Origin of the sequence: Demequina phytophila (genome assembly GCF_000971135.1) — a bacterium.
GTDB classification, from domain to species: domain Bacteria; phylum Actinomycetota; class Actinomycetes; order Actinomycetales; family Demequinaceae; genus Demequina; species Demequina phytophila.
In genome coordinates, this window is record NZ_BBLW01000007.1 from 55,678 (window position 1) to 70,551 (window position 14,874).

Here is a 14,874-nt window from a genome sequence, read left to right on the forward strand (position 1 = left end):
GCTACCTGGCCGCGCTCTGCAGGTCCGCGGCGCGGTCGGTGCGCTCCCACGTGAAGTCGGAGAGCTCGCGGCCGAAGTGGCCGTACGCGGCCGTCTGGCGGTAGATGGGTCGGCGCAGGTCGAGCGCGTCGATGATCGCGCCGGGGCGCAGGTCGAACACCTCGCGGATGGCGTCCGCGATGCGCGCGTCGGGCAGCGTGCCCGTGCCGAACGTCTCGACGTAGAGGCCCACGGGGTGCGCGGTGCCGATCGCGTACGCGACCTGCACCTCGCAGCGGTCCGCAAGACCCGCGGCGACCACGTTCTTGGCGACCCAGCGCATCGCGTACGCGGCGGAGCGGTCCACCTTCGACGGGTCCTTGCCGGAGAACGCGCCGCCGCCGTGGCGGGCCATGCCGCCGTAGGTGTCGACGATGATCTTGCGGCCCGTGAGGCCCGCGTCACCCTTGGGCCCGCCGATCTCGAAGCGGCCGGTGGGATTGATGAGCGAGCGGTGCGCCGAGGAGTCGAGGTCGTAGCGCGCGAGCACGGGCGCGATCACGTGCTGCTCGATGGCGGCGCGCAGGTCCGGGGTCGCGACGGACTCGGCGTGCTGGCTCGAGACCACCACGGTGTCGACGGAGACGGCCGTGTCGCCGTCGTAGCCGACGGTCACCTGGGCCTTGCCGTCGGGGCGCAGCCCCTCGACCTCGCCGGTGCGTCGCACCTCTGCCAGGCGCGACGTGAGCGCGTGGGCGAGGTGGATGGGCAGCGGCATGAGCTCGGGCGTGTCGTGGCACGCGTAGCCGAACATGAGGCCCTGGTCTCCCGCGCCCAGCTCGTCCTCGTCGGAGTCGGTGGCGTGCCCCACGCCCTGCCAGATGTCCGCGCTCTGCTCGCCGATCGACACGGACACGCCGCACGAGTCCCCGTCGAAGCCCACATGCGAGGACGTGTAGCCGATGTCGTTGACCACGCCGCGGATGATGCCGGGGATGTCGACGTACGCCTCGGTGGTCACCTCGCCGGCGACGTGCACCAGGCCGGTGGTCACCATGGTCTCGACGGCGACGCGCGACAGCGGATCGTCGGAGAGCATCGCGTCGAGGATGGCGTCCGAGACCTGGTCGCAGATCTTGTCGGGGTGGCCCTCGGTGACGGACTCGGAGGTGAACAGGCGGAGCGAGGTCATGGGCGCCAGCCTAGTGGCGGGCACCGACCACGGCGTCGAGCACCGCATGCGCGACGGCGAGCTTGGAGCCCGCGGCCCGCGCCACCTCGTCACCCTGCGCGTCGAGGATCGTCACCTCGTTCGGGACGTCCCCGAAGCCGCGCCCGCCGCCCACGGGGTTGAAGACCAGCAGGTCCGCCCCCTTGCGCCGCGCCTTGGCGCGCGCGTGCTCCAAGGCGGACGCGGCATCGTCCCCCGTCTCCGCGGCGAAGCCCACGACGAACCTGCCGCCGGCCTCGACCAGCCCGCGCAGGATGTCCTCGGTCTCGACCAGCTCGAGCGTGAGGGTGCCGGAGCCGTCCTTCTTGATCTTGGTGGCGGTGGTCTCGCGCGGTCGGAAGTCGGCGACGGCGGCGGCCATGATGACCACGTCGGAGGGGGTCGCGCGCACGGCGTCGGCCATCTCCTGCGAGGTCTGGACGTCGATGCGGGCGACGCCCTCCGAGACCGGCAGCGCGACGTTGGCGGCGATCACCGTGACGTCTGCGCCGCGCTCGCGCGCGGCCTCGGCGAGCGCGAAGCCCTGGTGACCGGTGGAGATGTTGCCGAGGTAGCGCACGGCGTCGATGGGCTCGCGGGTGCCGCCCGCCGTGATGAGGACGCGCGTGCCCACCAGGTCGCCCCAGGGGGTGGACGATGCCCGGGTTCCGGGCGACTTCCCGTCCAGGGCGGCGTAGGCGGCGGCGACGATGTCGTCGGGCTCGGGCAGGCGGCCGGGGCCGGAGTCGGGGCCGGTGAGGCGACCCACGGCGGGCTCGATGACGGTGATCCCGCGCTCGCGGAGGGTGGCGACGTTGGCCCGGGTGGAGGCCTTCTCCCACATCTCGGTGTGCATCGCGGGCGCCACCACCACGGGGGCGCGTGTCGCGAGGAGTGCGTTGCCCAGGAGGTCGCGGGCCTCGCCGTGGGCGAGCTGCGCGAGGAAGTCGGCTGTCGCGGGGGCGACCAGCACCAGGTCCGCCTGCTGGCCGAGCTTGACGTGCTCGACCGCGGGGACGTTGTCGAACGTGTCCGACGTCGCGGGCATGCCCGACAGGGCCTCCCACGTCGCGCGCCCCACGAACTGCAAGGCTGCAGCCGTGGGGACGACGCGGACGGTGTGGCCGTCCTCCTTGAGGCGTCTCAGCACGATGGCGGCCTTGTAGGCCGCCACGCCGCCGGTGACGCCCAGGAGGACGCGCACCGGTGTTACTGCTGCTCTTCTGCCGAGTCGCCGAGCTCGAGCAGGTCGCCCTGGTTGAGCTCGCGCAGCGCCACGGACAGCGGCTTGTCGGTGGTGTCGGCCTCGACCAGCGGGCCCACGTTCTCGAAGTGGCCCTCGCCGAGCGCCTCGTAGTACGAGTTGATCTGGCGCGCACGCTTGGACGCGTAGATCACCAGGGCGTACTTCGAGTCGACCTTGTCGAGCAGCTCGTCGATCGGGGGGTTGGTGATGCCGATGGGGTTCGCGACGGTTCCGGCCACGGTTGCTCCTTCAAAGAATCGAAAAGACTTCCGGCATTCTACCGGGTGACGATGGACAGCAGCTCGCGCGCCGCGCGCTCGACGGTGTCGTTGACGATCACCTGGTCGAACTCGTCGACCGCGGCGAGCTCCTGGCGGGCGGTGGCGAGGCGGCGCCCGCGCTCCTCCTCGCCCTCGGTGCCCCGGCCCACGAGCCGGTCCACCAGCTCCTCCCACGACGGCGGCGCGAGGAACACGAAGTGCGCGTCGGGCATGGCCTGCTTGACCTGGCGGGCGCCCTGCAGGTCGATCTCGAGGAGCACGCTCTCGCCCTGGGCGAGGCGCTCGTCGACCGGTCCCCGAAGGGTCCCGTAGCTGTTCTGGCCGTGCACGGTGGCGTGCTCGAGGAACTCCCCCGCCGCGATCCGGCGGTCGAAGTCCTCGCGGGTGATGAAGTGGTAGTGCACGCCGTCCACCTCGCCGGGGCGAGGGTCGCGCGTGGTCGCGGACACCGAGACGTACACCTCGGGGGCCATGTCGCGCAGGGCGCGCACCACCGTGCCCTTGCCGACCGCGGTGGGGCCGGCAAGGACGACGAGTCGGCTCATCGACGCTCGCGCTCGATGAGTGCCTCAACCTGGTGCTGGCCGAGCCCGCGGATGCGGCGGGCGAGGGAGATGCCGATCTCCTCCATGACGATCTGCGCGCGCTTGGGCCCGATGCCGGGCAGGCACTGCAGGAGGTCGCGGACGCGGATGCCCGCGAGGGCGTCGTCCGCCTTGGCCCGCTTGATGGCCTCGGCGAGGCTCATCTCTCCGCGGGTCAGCTCCTCCTTGAAGACGCGGCGCGCGGAACGCACGGCGGTGGCCTTCACGAGCGCTGCGGCGCGCTGCTCATCGGTAAGTTCCGGGGTGGCCATGGCCTCTCCCTTTCCCCTGCGGCTAGCGCAGGATGGTCCTGGCGGCGGTCGAGGCCTCGATGACGGCCTCGCGCAGCTTCTCGACAGTGGGGCCGGCCTGAAGCACGCCCCTCGACTGATTGACGAGCACGCGGTCCCGCGCGTTCCCGAAGACCAGGGACAATTCCGCTGGTCCCGCCCCTTGAGCACCCACTCCGGGGCTCAGAAGGGGACCATTGACCCGGTCGAGATCGATGCCGAGACGCTGCACCGCGTCACCCACGGTGGCGCCGACCACGAGGCCGACGTCGCCCATCGGGCTGGCACCGCTGTTGAGCGCGGCCGCCGCGTCGGCGACCACGGCCGCGACGGCTCGGCCGTCCGGCGCGATGGCGTGCTGGACCTCGGGCCCCTCGGGGTTCGAGGTGAGGGCCAGCACGAAGATGCCCTTGCCGTGCTCCTTGGCGAGCTCGAGCGCGGGGGTGAGCGAACCGAAACCGAGGTACGGCGACACGGTGAGCGAGTCGCACTCGAGTGGCGCGCCGGGGCGCAGGTAGGAGTCGGCGTAGCCCTGCATGGTGGAGCCGATGTCCCCGCGCTTGGCGTCGAGCACCGTGAGGATCCCGAGCTCGCGGGCCCGGCCCAGCACGTGCTCGAGGGCCGCGACGCCGGCGGAGCCGTGGCGCTCGAAGAACGCGGCGTTCGGCTTGACCGCCGCCGCGTTCCCGGCGCTCGCCTCGAGCACCGCGTCACCGAACGCGACGAGCGAACCCGCCGAGTCCTCCAGGCCCCACGCCGCGAGGAGCCCGGGGTGGGGGTCGATCCCCACGCAGAGCGGACCGTACTGGTCCATCGCGGCCGCGAGACGGGCGCCGAACGCCATCCCTACCTCCCTCAGTGCGGCCCGGTCCGGGCCGCCGTAGTCACTCTACCTGCGATGTTGGTTCAGCGCGCGGCGTCCTGGAGGCTGAGCACGTCGAACGGCCCGGCCTGCAGCGCCTCGATCGCGAGCACCGCCGCGGACAGCTGCTGCGTGGTGGTGACGATCGCGATGTCGGCCGCGGTGGCGGCCGCACGGATCTCGTAGCCGTCCGCACGCGCGCCCTGACCGGACGGCGTGTTGACGATGAGATCGACCGCGCCCTCGTGGATGAGGTCCACGATGGTCGGCTCCCCCGCCGGGCCGCGCCCCTCGGAGTGCTTGCGCACCACGGTGGACGGGATGCCCATGCGCTGCAGCACCACCGCGGTGCCGGCGGTCGCGAGGACGTCGAAGCCCAGCTGGCGCAGGCGCGCCACCGGGAACGTGATGGAGCGCTTGTCGCGGTCGGAGATCGACACGAACACCTTGCCGCCGGTAGGCAGGCCGCCGAACGCCGCGGACTGCGACTTGGCGAACGCGAGCGGGAAGGTCTCGTCGAAGCCCATGACCTCGCCGGTCGAGCGCATCTCGGGGCCGAGCACCGAGTCCACCGCGATGCCCTCGTGGGTACGGAAGCGCTTGAACGGCAGCACCGCCTCCTTGACGGCGATGCGCTGGGTCGGGTCCACCGTCGCGGCGTCGTGCTCGGGCAGCATGCCGGAGGCGCGCAGCTCCGCGATGGTGGCACCGGCCATCACCTCTGAGGCGGCCTTGGCGAGCGGGATGCCGGTCGCCTTGGCCACGAACGGCACCGTGCGGCTCGCGCGCGGGTTCGCCTCGAGGACGTAGAGCACGTCGGAGACCAGCGCGTACTGGACGTTCATGAGGCCGCGCACGCCGATGCCCCTGGCGAGCGCCTCGGTGGAGACGCGGATGCGCTCGAGCTCCGCCGCGGACAGCGAGAACGGCGGCAGCACGCACGCCGAGTCGCCGGAGTGGATGCCGGCCTCCTCGATGTGCTCCATCACGCCGCCCAGGAACATCTCCTCGCCGTCGTACAGCGCGTCGACGTCGATCTCGATCGCGTCGTCGAGGAAGCGGTCCACCAGCAGCGGCGCGTCGGTGGCGTGATCGCCCACCGAGTCCATGCGGGTGCCGTAGTCCTCGAGCTGGGCGCGGTCGTAGACGATCTCCATGCCGCGGCCGCCGAGGACGTACGACGGACGCACCAGGACCGGGTAGCCGATGGACTCGGCGATCTCGATCGCCTGGTCGATGCCGTGCGCGGTGCCGTACGCGGGCGCGGGCAGCTTCGCCTGGTCGAGCACGCGCCCGAACGCGGCGCGGTCCTCGGCGTTGTCGATCGCCTCGGGGCTGGTGCCCAGGATCGGCACGCCGGCGTCGGCGAGGCGCTGCGCGAGCGACAGCGGGGTCTGGCCGCCCAGCTGGACGAACATGCCCTTGACCGGGCCCACCGCCTTCTCCGCCTCGTAGACCGCCATGACGTCCTCGAACGTCAGCGGCTCGAAGTAGAGGCGGTTGGCGGTGTCGTAGTCGGTCGACACGGTCTCGGGGTTGCAGTTGACCATGATGGTCTCGTAGCGGTCCTTGAGCGTGAGGGCCGCGTGCACGCACGAGTAGTCGAACTCGATGCCCTGGCCGATGCGGTTGGGGCCCGAGCCGAGGATGATGACGGCCTCGCGGTCGCGCGGCTGGATCTCCGTCTCCGCGTCGTAGGAGCTGTAGTGGTAGGGCGTGCGGGCCTCGAACTCGGCGGCGCAGGTGTCGACGGTCTTGAAGACCGGGAGCACGCCCATCGCCTTGCGGATCTGGAACACCTCGTTGACCTGGAGGCTGCGGAGGTCCGCGATCTGCTGGTCGGACAGGCCGTGGCGCTTGGCGTCACGCAGGAGGTCCGCGTCGAGGGTGGCGGCCGTGCGGACGGACGTGGCGACCTCGTTCATCAGCAGGATCTGGTCGAGGAACCACGGGTCGATCTTGCAGGCGTCGAACACCGTCTCGAGCGGGATGATCCCCGCCTCGACGGCGCGCAGGACCTGCTGGACCTGGATGAAGCGCTTCTCGGTGGGGACCACGATCGCGGCGAGCAGGTCATCCAGCTCCGCGCCCGACGGCACCGGGCCGTCCCAGTGGAAGTTCGCGCCCTTCTTGTCGATCGAGCGGAGCGCCTTGCCCAGCGCCTCGGTGAAGGACCGGCCCAGGCTCATCGCCTCGCCCACCGACTTCATGGTGGTGGTGAGGACCGGGTCCGCGGCGGGGAACTTCTCGAACGCGAAGCGGGGCACCTTCACCACGATGTAGTCGAGCGTGGGCTCGAAGGACGCGGGCGTGGAGCCGGTGATGTCGTTGGGGATCTCGTCGAGCGAGTACCCGATCGCGAGGCGCGCGGCGATCTTGGCGATCGGGAAGCCGGTCGCCTTCGACGCGAGGGCCGAGGAGCGGGACACGCGCGGGTTCATCTCGATGACGATGAGGCGGCCGGTGTCGGGCTCGACCGCGAACTGCACGTTGCAGCCGCCGGTGTCGACGCCCACCTCGCGGATGATCGCGATGCCGACGTCGCGCATGCGCTGGTACTCGCGGTCGGTCAGGGTGAGCGCGGGGGCCACGGTGACGGAGTCGCCGGTGTGCACGCCCACGGGGTCCACGTTCTCGATCGAGCACACGACCACGACGTTGTCGTGCTTGTCGCGCATGAGCTCGAGCTCGTACTCCTTCCAGCCGAGGATGGACTCCTCGAGGAGCACCTCGGTGGTCGGCGAGTAGTGGAGGCCCGCACCCGCGATGCGGCGGAGGTCCTCCTCGTTGTACGCGAAGCCGGAGCCCAGGCCGCCCATGGTGAAGGACGGGCGCACAACCACCGGGTAGTTGAGGTCCTCGGCGGCGGCGAGGCACTCCTCCATGGTGTGGCAGATGTGCGAGCGGGCGGAGTCCGCGCCGCAGCGCTCGACCACGCCCTTGAACAGCTCGCGGTTCTCGCCCAGGTGGATGGCCTCGAGGTTGGCGCCGATGAGCTCGACGTCGAACTTGTCGAGGATGCCGGCCTCCGCGGCCGCGATGGCAGCGTTGAGGGCGGTCTGGCCGCCCAGGGTCGGGAGGAGGGCGTCGGGGCGCTCCTTTTCGATGACCCGGGCGATCACCTCGGTGGTGATGGGCTCGACGTAGGTGGCGTCGGCGAACTCCGGGTCGGTCATGATGGTGGCCGGGTTGGAGTTGATGAGGATGACGCGGATGCCCTCGGACTTGAGGACGCGGCACGCCTGGGTGCCCGAGTAGTCGAACTCGCAGGCCTGGCCGATGACGATCGGGCCGGACCCGATGACGAGGACGGACTTGATGTCGTCGCGCTTAGGCATGACGGCCCTTCATGAGGTCGAGGAAGCGGTCGAAGAGGTACGAGGCGTCGTGCGGACCGGCCGCCGCCTCGGGGTGGTACTGGACCGAGAACGCGGGGATGTCGCGGCACTCGAGGCCCTCGACCACGTTGTCGTTGAGGCACACGTGGCTCACCAGCACCTTGCCGTAGCCGTGCGGGCTGTCGGACTCGCCGTCCAGCGGCGCGTCGACGGCGAAGCCGTGGTTGTGCGCGGTGACCTCCACCTTGCCGGTGGTGCGGTCCATGACGGGCTGGTTGATGCCGCGGTGGCCGAACGCCAGCTTGTAGGTGCCGTAGCCGAGCGCGCGGCCCAGGATCTGGTTGCCGAAGCAGATGCCGAAGAACGGCACCTTCGCGTCGAGGATCTCGCGCAGCGTCGCGACTGTCGCGTCGGCGGCGCCCGGGTCGCCGGGTCCGTTCGAGAAGAACACGCCGTCGGGGTTCATCTCCAGGATGGACGATGCGGGGGTCACCGAGGGGACCACCGTCACCTTGATCCCGCGCTGGGCCATCTGCTGGGGCGTCATCGCCTTGATGCCGAGGTCGACTGCCACCACGTGGGCGACCTGCTGCCCCTCGGCCTCGACCACGTAGGGCTCGGTGACCGAGACCTCGTCGGCGAGGTGCGCGCCCTTCATCTGGGCGGACTCGCGCACCCGGGTGAGCAGGGCATCGTCCCCCGCGAGGGCCTCGCCCGAGAAGATGCCGGCGCGCATCACGCCGGCCGTGCGCAGGACGCGGGTGAGCTGGCGGGTGTCGATGCCGGAGATGCCGACGATCCCCTGGCTCACCAGGTCCTCGTCGAGGCTGCGCTGCGCGCGCCAGTTGGAGGGGCGGCGTGCGGGGTCGCGGACCACGTAGCCGGCGACCCAGTACTGGCGGGACTCGTCGTCCTCGTCATTGACGCCGGTGTTGCCGATGTGCGGCGCCGTCATCACGACGATCTGCTTGTGATAGCTCGGGTCGGTGAGGGTCTCCTGGTAGCCGGTCATGCCGGTGTTGAAGACGATCTCGCCGAGCGTCTCGCCGGTCGCGCCGTACGCGCGGCCCTCGAACGTCTGGCCGTCTTCCAGGACCAACACTGCACGGTCGCTCATGCGAACGCTCCTTCCAGCTGCGCGTCGAGATGGGTGGGGACGCCGCGCAGGAAGGTGGCCACCGCGCGGCCCGGCAGCTCGATGCCACCGTACGGGGTATTGGACGCGCGCGAGGCCAGGGCCTCGGGCGTCACGGTCCAGGCGGCCTTCGGGTCCACCAAGGTGAGGTTGGCGGGCTCGCCCTCGGCGATGGGGCGGCCGTGGAGGTGGTCCACCTGGCCGATGCGCGCGGGCGCCTCCGACATGAGGCGGGCGACGTCGCGCCAGGTGGCGGCGCCGGTGTCGACCAGGACCTTCTGGATGACGCCGAGCGCGGTCTCGAGGCCGAGCATGCCGAACGATGCGGCGGCCCACTCGCAGTCCTTGTCCTCGCTCGCGTGCGGGGCGTGGTCGGTGGCGATGATGTCGATGGTGCCGTCCGCGACCGCGGTGCGGAGCGCGTCGACGTCGGCCTGGGTGCGCAGCGGCGGGTTGACCTTGAACAGCGGGTCGTAGGTGCGCGCGGACTCGTCGGTGAGCAGCAGGTGGTGCGGGGTCGCCTCGGCGGTGACCTTGATGCCGCGCTCCTTGGCCCAGCGGATGATCTCCACGGAGCCGGCGGTGCTGAGGTGCTGGACGTGGACGCGGGAGCCGACGTGCTCGGCGAGGAGGGCGTCGCGGGCGACGATCGACTCCTCGGCGACGGCGGGCCAGCCGGCGAGGCCGAGCTCGGCGCTCACCTCGCCCTCGTGCATCTGGGCGCCCTCGGTGAGACGGAGGTCCTGCGCGTGCTGGACCACGGCGCCGTCGAACGTCTTCACGTACTCGAGGGCGCGGCGCATGATCACCGGGTCGTAGACGCAGACGCCGTCGTCGGAGAACAGGCGGACGCGGGCCTTGGAGCTGGCCATGGCGCCCATCTCGGACAGGTGCTCGCCCTTGAGACCGATGGTGACGGCGCCGACCGGGTAGACGTCGATCAGGCCGATCTCCTGGCCGCGGCTGTAGACCTGCTCGACCACGCCGGCGGTGTCCGCGACGGGGTTCGTGTTGGCCATCGCGTGGACGGCGGTCCAGCCACCGCGGGCGGCGGCGCGGGAGCCGGTCTCGATGGTCTCGGCGTCCTCGCGGCCGGGCTCGCGCAGGTGGGTGTGGAGGTCCACCAGGCCCGGGAGGACCACGAGGCCGTCGGCCTCGACGACCACGGCATCGTCCGGGGTCTCGATGGTGTCGGCGACCTTGGTGATCACCCCGTTCTCGATGAGGAGGCTGGCGACGGTGTCGCCGTAGAGGTTGGCGTTCTTGATGACGATGGGGCGGCTCACTGAGCGGCCTCCTCTCCGGCGAGCAGAAGGTACAGGGCGGCCATGCGGACGGCGACGCCGTTCGCGACCTGCTCCACGATGACGGAGCGGGGCGAGTCGGCGGCCTCGGCCGAGATCTCGAGGCCCCGGTTCATGGGGCCGGGGTGCATGACGATGGCATGGTCGGGCAGGCGGCGCAGGCGGTCCCCATCGAGGCCGAAGATGCGGGAGTACTCGTTGGGGCTGGGGAAGAACCCACCACCGGTCATCCGTTCGCGCTGGACGCGGAGCATCATGAGGGCGTCGATCTCGTAGGTGTCGAGAGCCTGGTCGAGCGTGTGGACCACGTCGCAGGGCCAGGGCTCGATGCCGACCGGGACCAAGGTGGGCGGGGCGACCAGGACCACCTTCGCGCCGAGCGTGGTGAGCAGGTACACGTTGGAGCGGGCGACGCGGCTGTGGAGCACGTCGCCGACGATCGCGACCGTCACGCCTTCCAGGTCCCCGCCGGGCGCGAGGTGCTTGCGGATGGTGAAGGCGTCCAGCAGCGACTGGGTGGGGTGCTGGTGGGTGCCGTCGCCCGCGTTGAGGACGCTGCCGTGGAGCCAGCCGCCGTGCGCGAGCTGGTAGGCGGCGCCGGAGGCCCAGTGGCGGACCACCACGGCGTCGGCGCCCATCGCCTGGAGGGTGAGGGCGGTGTCCTTGAGGGACTCGCCCTTGGACACGCTCGAGCCCTTGGCGGAGAAGTTGATGACGTCCGCGCTGAGGCGCTTGGCGGCGGCCTCGAAGGAGATGCGGGTGCGGGTCGAGTCCTCGAAGAAGAGGTTGACCACGGTCTTGCCGCGCAGCGTGGGGAGCTTGCGCACCTCGCGCTCCTGGGTGGCCGCCATCTGGGTGGCGGTGTCGAGGATGCGCAGCGCGTCCGTCTTGGAGAGGTCCTTGGTGGTGAGGAGGTGGCGCATGGTCACTCCCCCTTCCTCAGGATCACGGCGTCCTCGCCGTCGATCTCCTCGAGACGCACGTCGACGCGCTCGGAGCGTGAGGTGGGGATGTTCTTGCCCACGAAGTCGGCGCGGATCGGCAGCTCGCGGTGGCCGCGGTCGACCAGAGCGGCGAGCTGGACGGCGCGCGGCCGTCCGAGGTCGCGGATGGCGTCAAGCGCGGCGCGGATGGTGCGGCCGGTGTGGAACACGTCGTCCACCAGGACCACCACGGCGTCGTCGATCCCGGTGTCGGGGACCGAGGTGGTGCCGATGGCGCGGGTCGGGTTCTTGAACAGATCGTCCCGGTACATGGTGATGTCGAGGGCGCCCGTGGCGAGCTCGGCGTCGAAGGCGGGCTCGATCTCTGCGATGCGGGCGGCGAGGCGGTGCGCGATGGGAAGTCCCCGGGTGGGGATCCCCATGAGGACCACATCGGCGGCGCCGTCGTTGCGCTCCACGATCTCGTGGGCGATTCTGGTCAGCGCGCGCGAGATGTCCGCCGCGCCCATGATGGTGCCAGTCACCTGGCGACCTCCTTCCCCGCCTCTCTGGACGGTCCTTAAAGGATGTCTGGGTTGCGGTAGATACCCTACCCGACGGCGCCGGGGTGGGGTGGCTTGTCGAGGCTGGCCGTGCCCCCGCCGAACAGACACGCGTGACCGGGTGAGGCGATCGACCGACCGTCTCTGCCGGCTTGATCTTGCGCGACGCTGCAAGCCATCACGGTCACTTCCAGTACCTAATCTTCGCGCGTTGTGCAGCGTGCCAATATTGGCGCACGACCCAATTGGTCAATCGGATAGTGCCGCCGGCCGCACACGGTCGACCAGGAGTTGCGTTGCTGTTCGCAACGACCATCCGCCGGACATTGCGTACGCGATCCGATGTAGTTGATTGGGACTTTTGCGAACGCCAAGCGTGAGGCCGGCGCTCCCGCGCCTCACGCGTTCGCGAGCAAATGTCACCGCTCCCCCATCGCGTTCTGAGTCCGGATAAGCGGCCCATCCGTTTGGTGACAGAGCTGGCGATGTACCCCCGTGCTCATCAGACACCAGGTTGGCCGGGTTCGCGCCTGCCATTGCGGACGGCCAGACGAGCTGTGCCACTAAATTGGCCGGGCATGCGGGCCGCGCAAAACAGCGCCAGCAATGCAAATTAGAGCCACACCCGCGTGCCCAGGATCACGTTTCGCGCCTATTGCTCCGTAGGGGCTGGTACCTCGCGCGCAAGCAGGGTCGAAGGCGACGAGGCCGCGGCAAATAGGGACCTTGACCGTGCCGCGCTCGCACGCTGCAGTCGCCGTATTGTCCGGCCCAGCCGCCAGATGTGAGCGCCGTCGTGCGAGCGACCACGGACCAACACCCACCTTCACACATGGTCAGCACCCAAACCGGCGAATTTGACCGAGTGCGACTGTGACCGGCGCTGCGCTGCGAGGCGTACGCAGGGCTCAAGCTCCGCGCCGCACCAACGGCCTTACGGCGAGACCTGCGGCCGAAACTCCGTCGCACGGCGTTGCGCGCGCCACCGGCACAAGGTGGTTCAGCTAGATTGCGGCGCGTGAAGGCGCGGGGCGCCGGGCGGGAGGCTGGCATGGCGACGAGCGCGGGTCCCGCTGTCCGCACCAAGTTCGACTCGACAGTGCTGGCTTCACAACCGCGTCGCAACGACATCCAGTTGATGCGCGCGTTCGCGGTCGTGGTGGTAGTGGCCTACCACCTGCGGCCCGATCTCATGCCAGGCGGGTTTATCGGGGTCGATGTCTTCTTCGTCATTTCTGGATATCTCGTGGGCGGGGGTCTGATCAACGAGGCTCTCAGCGCGGGGCACGTGAACTGGCGCGCGTTCTATGCACGGCGGGTCCGGCGAATCGTCCCCGCCGCCACTGTAGTTGCACTTGCGTCACTCGCGATCGCGTCGGTGCTGCTTAGCCCGCTGCAGAACACATTGCTGGGCCCCACATGGGACGAGCCATCGGTTTCTCGCGATGGAATCGCAGCGTCGCTCTCGGTCGTAAACCTTTGGCACGGGGCGCAGGCGAACGCATACGACATCGGAGCGCTTTCCTCTCCGTTCACCCACTATTGGTCACTCGGCGTCGAGGAACAATTCTACCTAGGCGCTCCGCTCATGGCTGTCGCAGTTGTCGCTGCCGCAAGAAAGCGTCGCCGGGACGCCACCGCAATCGTCGCAGCACTCGTGGTCTGGGGATTCATCTTTGGTGTGGCCGTTCCTTGGCTCATCACCTATGACGGATTCTTCGATCCGCTCTCGCGAGCGTGGGAATTTGGCGCCGGGATACTCGTGGCGATGGCGGCCCCACGCCTCAGAGAAGTGCGCAAAGACACAGCGCCATCGGCGGTCGCGACCTCCATTGCATGGCTAACGCTCATCGCACTTGCATTCTCGCTCAAGCTTGAGGGCGGGTGGCCCGGACTTCCGACGTTGGCTCCGGTAGGTGCCTCAGTCGCGCTGCTGGCCCTTGGCCTCGCGCGAAGCCCGGGTCGCATCGTGAACATGGCGGTATTTCAATGGGTGGGAGATCGTTCCTATTCGATATATCTTTGGCATTGGCCGATCATCATCGCGGCTGACCGTTTGACCTCGCACGCGCAGTCTTGGGCGGTCGGGGCCGGCGTGGTATTTACTACGCTATTGGCTGCACATTGGACGTACCGGTGGGTCGAGCAGCGATTCATGAGACGCGTGTCGCACCGACGCCCGGCGTCGGCCTCCTTGCTCGCTGCGGGCGCTCTGCTGAGCGTCATGGTCGCGTCCGTCGCCGTGGGTGGTCGCGCGTTCGACCAACTCCAAGGCGATGGCGGCGTGATGGCCACCTACGACGCTCGGCCTGTAGGTGAGGGCGCGTCGCAGGCACCCGTAGTCGTGCCGTCAAACTTGCGTCCGCAGATCTTCGCTGCGGCCGAGGACGAGAGTTCCATCGTGGCCGACGGCTGCAATACGGACCTCTTCGCAGAGGACTTTGTGCTCCACGATTGCCACTACGGTCGAAGTGGTCCGATCGTTGTACTATTCGGCGACTCGCATGCGGCGCAGTGGTTCGATGCCTTCGTACCTGCATTCGAAACCGGCAGGATGCAAATGGTGGTGCTAACGGCAAGCGGGTGCCCACCTATCGACCTGGTGGGCCTTAGGCTCCGCGACGAGTGCAACGAGTGGCGTCAGAGCGCACTCGCGCGGATACGCGCACTCCAGCCGTCTCTAGTGCTGCTCTCCATGCGCACGACCTACGACGAAGTGGATCACCATGACATGCTCGATGCAATCTCGGGAGGCGTGCCGCAACTCCTCGCTGAAATGCCTGTAGGCGCCGCTTGGATAGCCGACGTTCCGAAGTACGCCGATTCGCCCGCATCCTGTGCCAGCGGCGCTTACGCCGATGTCACCGGCTGCACGGGCGACGCCGCGTCGGTCATTCCCGCAGCTCAGAACTCTGCCCTTGAACAGGCATCACTGGATGCGGGAGCTGCATGGATCGATATGACTCCATACTTATGTGACGACACGTCGTGCCCGATCATCTTGGGCGACGTGCTGGTGTATAGAGACGACGACCACTTGACCGCCACTTTCGCGCGCGCGCTCGCACCGGTCCTGGAACCCGAGGTACTGAAGATCAGCCGGCGGCAATAACCCTTCGGCCTTGCCAACAGACGCCAGCTCGCATAGCGTCGATCTTG

At 69.5% G+C, this 14,874-nt stretch carries 12 protein-coding genes; 1 reads left to right on the plus strand and 11 read right to left on the minus strand.

Translation table 11 applies throughout. From position 1 onward, the window contains the following. Position 1: 1 nt before the first annotated feature. From metK to pyrR, 11 genes are all read right to left on the minus strand, one after another. Positions 2–1,171, minus strand: a complete 1,170-nt coding sequence (gene metK, locus AOM01_RS11025) for a methionine adenosyltransferase (RefSeq protein WP_062293711.1) — start codon at positions 1,169–1,171, stop codon at positions 2–4. A 10-nt stretch (positions 1,172–1,181) separates the two neighbouring features. Next, positions 1,182–2,393 (minus strand): bifunctional phosphopantothenoylcysteine decarboxylase/phosphopantothenate--cysteine ligase CoaBC, encoded by a 1,212-nt coding sequence (gene coaBC, locus AOM01_RS11030; RefSeq protein WP_062293312.1) that lies wholly within the window; start codon positions 2,391–2,393, stop codon positions 1,182–1,184. Between the two features lie 5 nt (positions 2,394–2,398). Next, entirely contained in the window at positions 2,399–2,674 is a 276-nt protein-coding gene (gene rpoZ / locus AOM01_RS11035; RefSeq protein WP_062293314.1) for a DNA-directed RNA polymerase subunit omega, read from the minus strand. A 38-nt stretch (positions 2,675–2,712) separates the two neighbouring features. Next, a complete protein-coding gene (gene gmk, locus AOM01_RS11040; RefSeq protein WP_062293317.1) occupies positions 2,713–3,261 on the minus strand; it encodes a guanylate kinase in 549 nt (182 codons plus the stop codon). After that, the gene (mihF, locus tag AOM01_RS11045) at positions 3,258–3,572 is read right to left on the minus strand and encodes an integration host factor, actinobacterial type (RefSeq protein WP_062293320.1); all 315 of its coding nucleotides are present in this window, start codon (positions 3,570–3,572) and stop codon (positions 3,258–3,260) included. Before mihF ends, gmk begins: the two co-directional genes overlap by 4 nt. Before the next feature lie 22 nt (positions 3,573–3,594). Next, positions 3,595–4,434: an orotidine-5'-phosphate decarboxylase gene (pyrF, locus tag AOM01_RS11050; RefSeq protein ID WP_062293323.1), complete on the minus strand. Its 840-nt coding sequence runs from the start codon at positions 4,432–4,434 to the stop codon at positions 3,595–3,597. A gap of 62 nt (positions 4,435–4,496) precedes the next feature. After that, entirely contained in the window at positions 4,497–7,790 is a 3,294-nt protein-coding gene (gene carB / locus AOM01_RS11055) for a carbamoyl-phosphate synthase large subunit (protein WP_062293327.1), read from the minus strand. Then, positions 7,783–8,907 (minus strand): glutamine-hydrolyzing carbamoyl-phosphate synthase small subunit, encoded by a 1,125-nt coding sequence (gene carA / locus AOM01_RS11060; RefSeq protein ID WP_062293330.1) that lies wholly within the window; start codon positions 8,905–8,907, stop codon positions 7,783–7,785. Before carA ends, carB begins: the two co-directional genes overlap by 8 nt. Next, positions 8,904–10,211: a dihydroorotase gene (locus AOM01_RS11065; protein ID WP_062293333.1), complete on the minus strand. Its 1,308-nt coding sequence runs from the start codon at positions 10,209–10,211 to the stop codon at positions 8,904–8,906. The genes carA and AOM01_RS11065 overlap by 4 nt, the downstream gene beginning before the upstream one ends. After that, a complete protein-coding gene (locus AOM01_RS11070) occupies positions 10,208–11,152 on the minus strand; it encodes an aspartate carbamoyltransferase catalytic subunit (protein ID WP_062293712.1) in 945 nt (314 codons plus the stop codon). The genes AOM01_RS11065 and AOM01_RS11070 overlap by 4 nt, the downstream gene beginning before the upstream one ends. Positions 11,153–11,154: 2 nt before the next feature. Beyond that, positions 11,155–11,682 (minus strand): bifunctional pyr operon transcriptional regulator/uracil phosphoribosyltransferase PyrR, encoded by a 528-nt coding sequence (pyrR, locus tag AOM01_RS11075; protein ID WP_062293336.1) that lies wholly within the window; start codon positions 11,680–11,682, stop codon positions 11,155–11,157. A 1,084-nt stretch (positions 11,683–12,766) separates the two neighbouring features. Here pyrR and AOM01_RS11080 point away from each other — a divergent pair. Continuing rightward, positions 12,767–14,827, plus strand: coding sequence for an acyltransferase family protein (locus AOM01_RS11080; protein WP_156155950.1), 2,061 nt, complete (start codon positions 12,767–12,769; stop codon positions 14,825–14,827). The last annotated feature ends 47 nt before the right edge of the window (positions 14,828–14,874 follow it).

What these genes read in the sequence shown, in the direction of transcription:
- carB (WP_062293327.1), bottom strand. Translation starts at nt 7,790, where the DNA reads ATGCCTAAGCGCGACGACATCAAGTCCGTCCTCGTCATCGGGTCCGGC.
- AOM01_RS11080 (WP_156155950.1), top strand. Translation starts at nt 12,767, where the DNA reads ATGGCGACGAGCGCGGGTCCCGCTGTCCGCACCAAGTTCGACTCGACA.
- pyrR (WP_062293336.1), bottom strand. Translation starts at nt 11,682, where the DNA reads ATGGGCGCGGCGGACATCTCGCGCGCGCTGACCAGAATCGCCCACGAG.
- metK (WP_062293711.1), bottom strand. Translation starts at nt 1,171, where the DNA reads ATGACCTCGCTCCGCCTGTTCACCTCCGAGTCCGTCACCGAGGGCCAC.
- AOM01_RS11070 (WP_062293712.1), bottom strand. Translation starts at nt 11,152, where the DNA reads ATGCGCCACCTCCTCACCACCAAGGACCTCTCCAAGACGGACGCGCTG.
- pyrF (WP_062293323.1), bottom strand. Translation starts at nt 4,434, where the DNA reads ATGGCGTTCGGCGCCCGTCTCGCGGCCGCGATGGACCAGTACGGTCCG.
- gmk (WP_062293317.1), bottom strand. Translation starts at nt 3,261, where the DNA reads ATGAGCCGACTCGTCGTCCTTGCCGGCCCCACCGCGGTCGGCAAGGGC.
- carA (WP_062293330.1), bottom strand. Translation starts at nt 8,907, where the DNA reads ATGAGCGACCGTGCAGTGTTGGTCCTGGAAGACGGCCAGACGTTCGAG.
- mihF (WP_062293320.1), bottom strand. Translation starts at nt 3,572, where the DNA reads ATGGCCACCCCGGAACTTACCGATGAGCAGCGCGCCGCAGCGCTCGTG.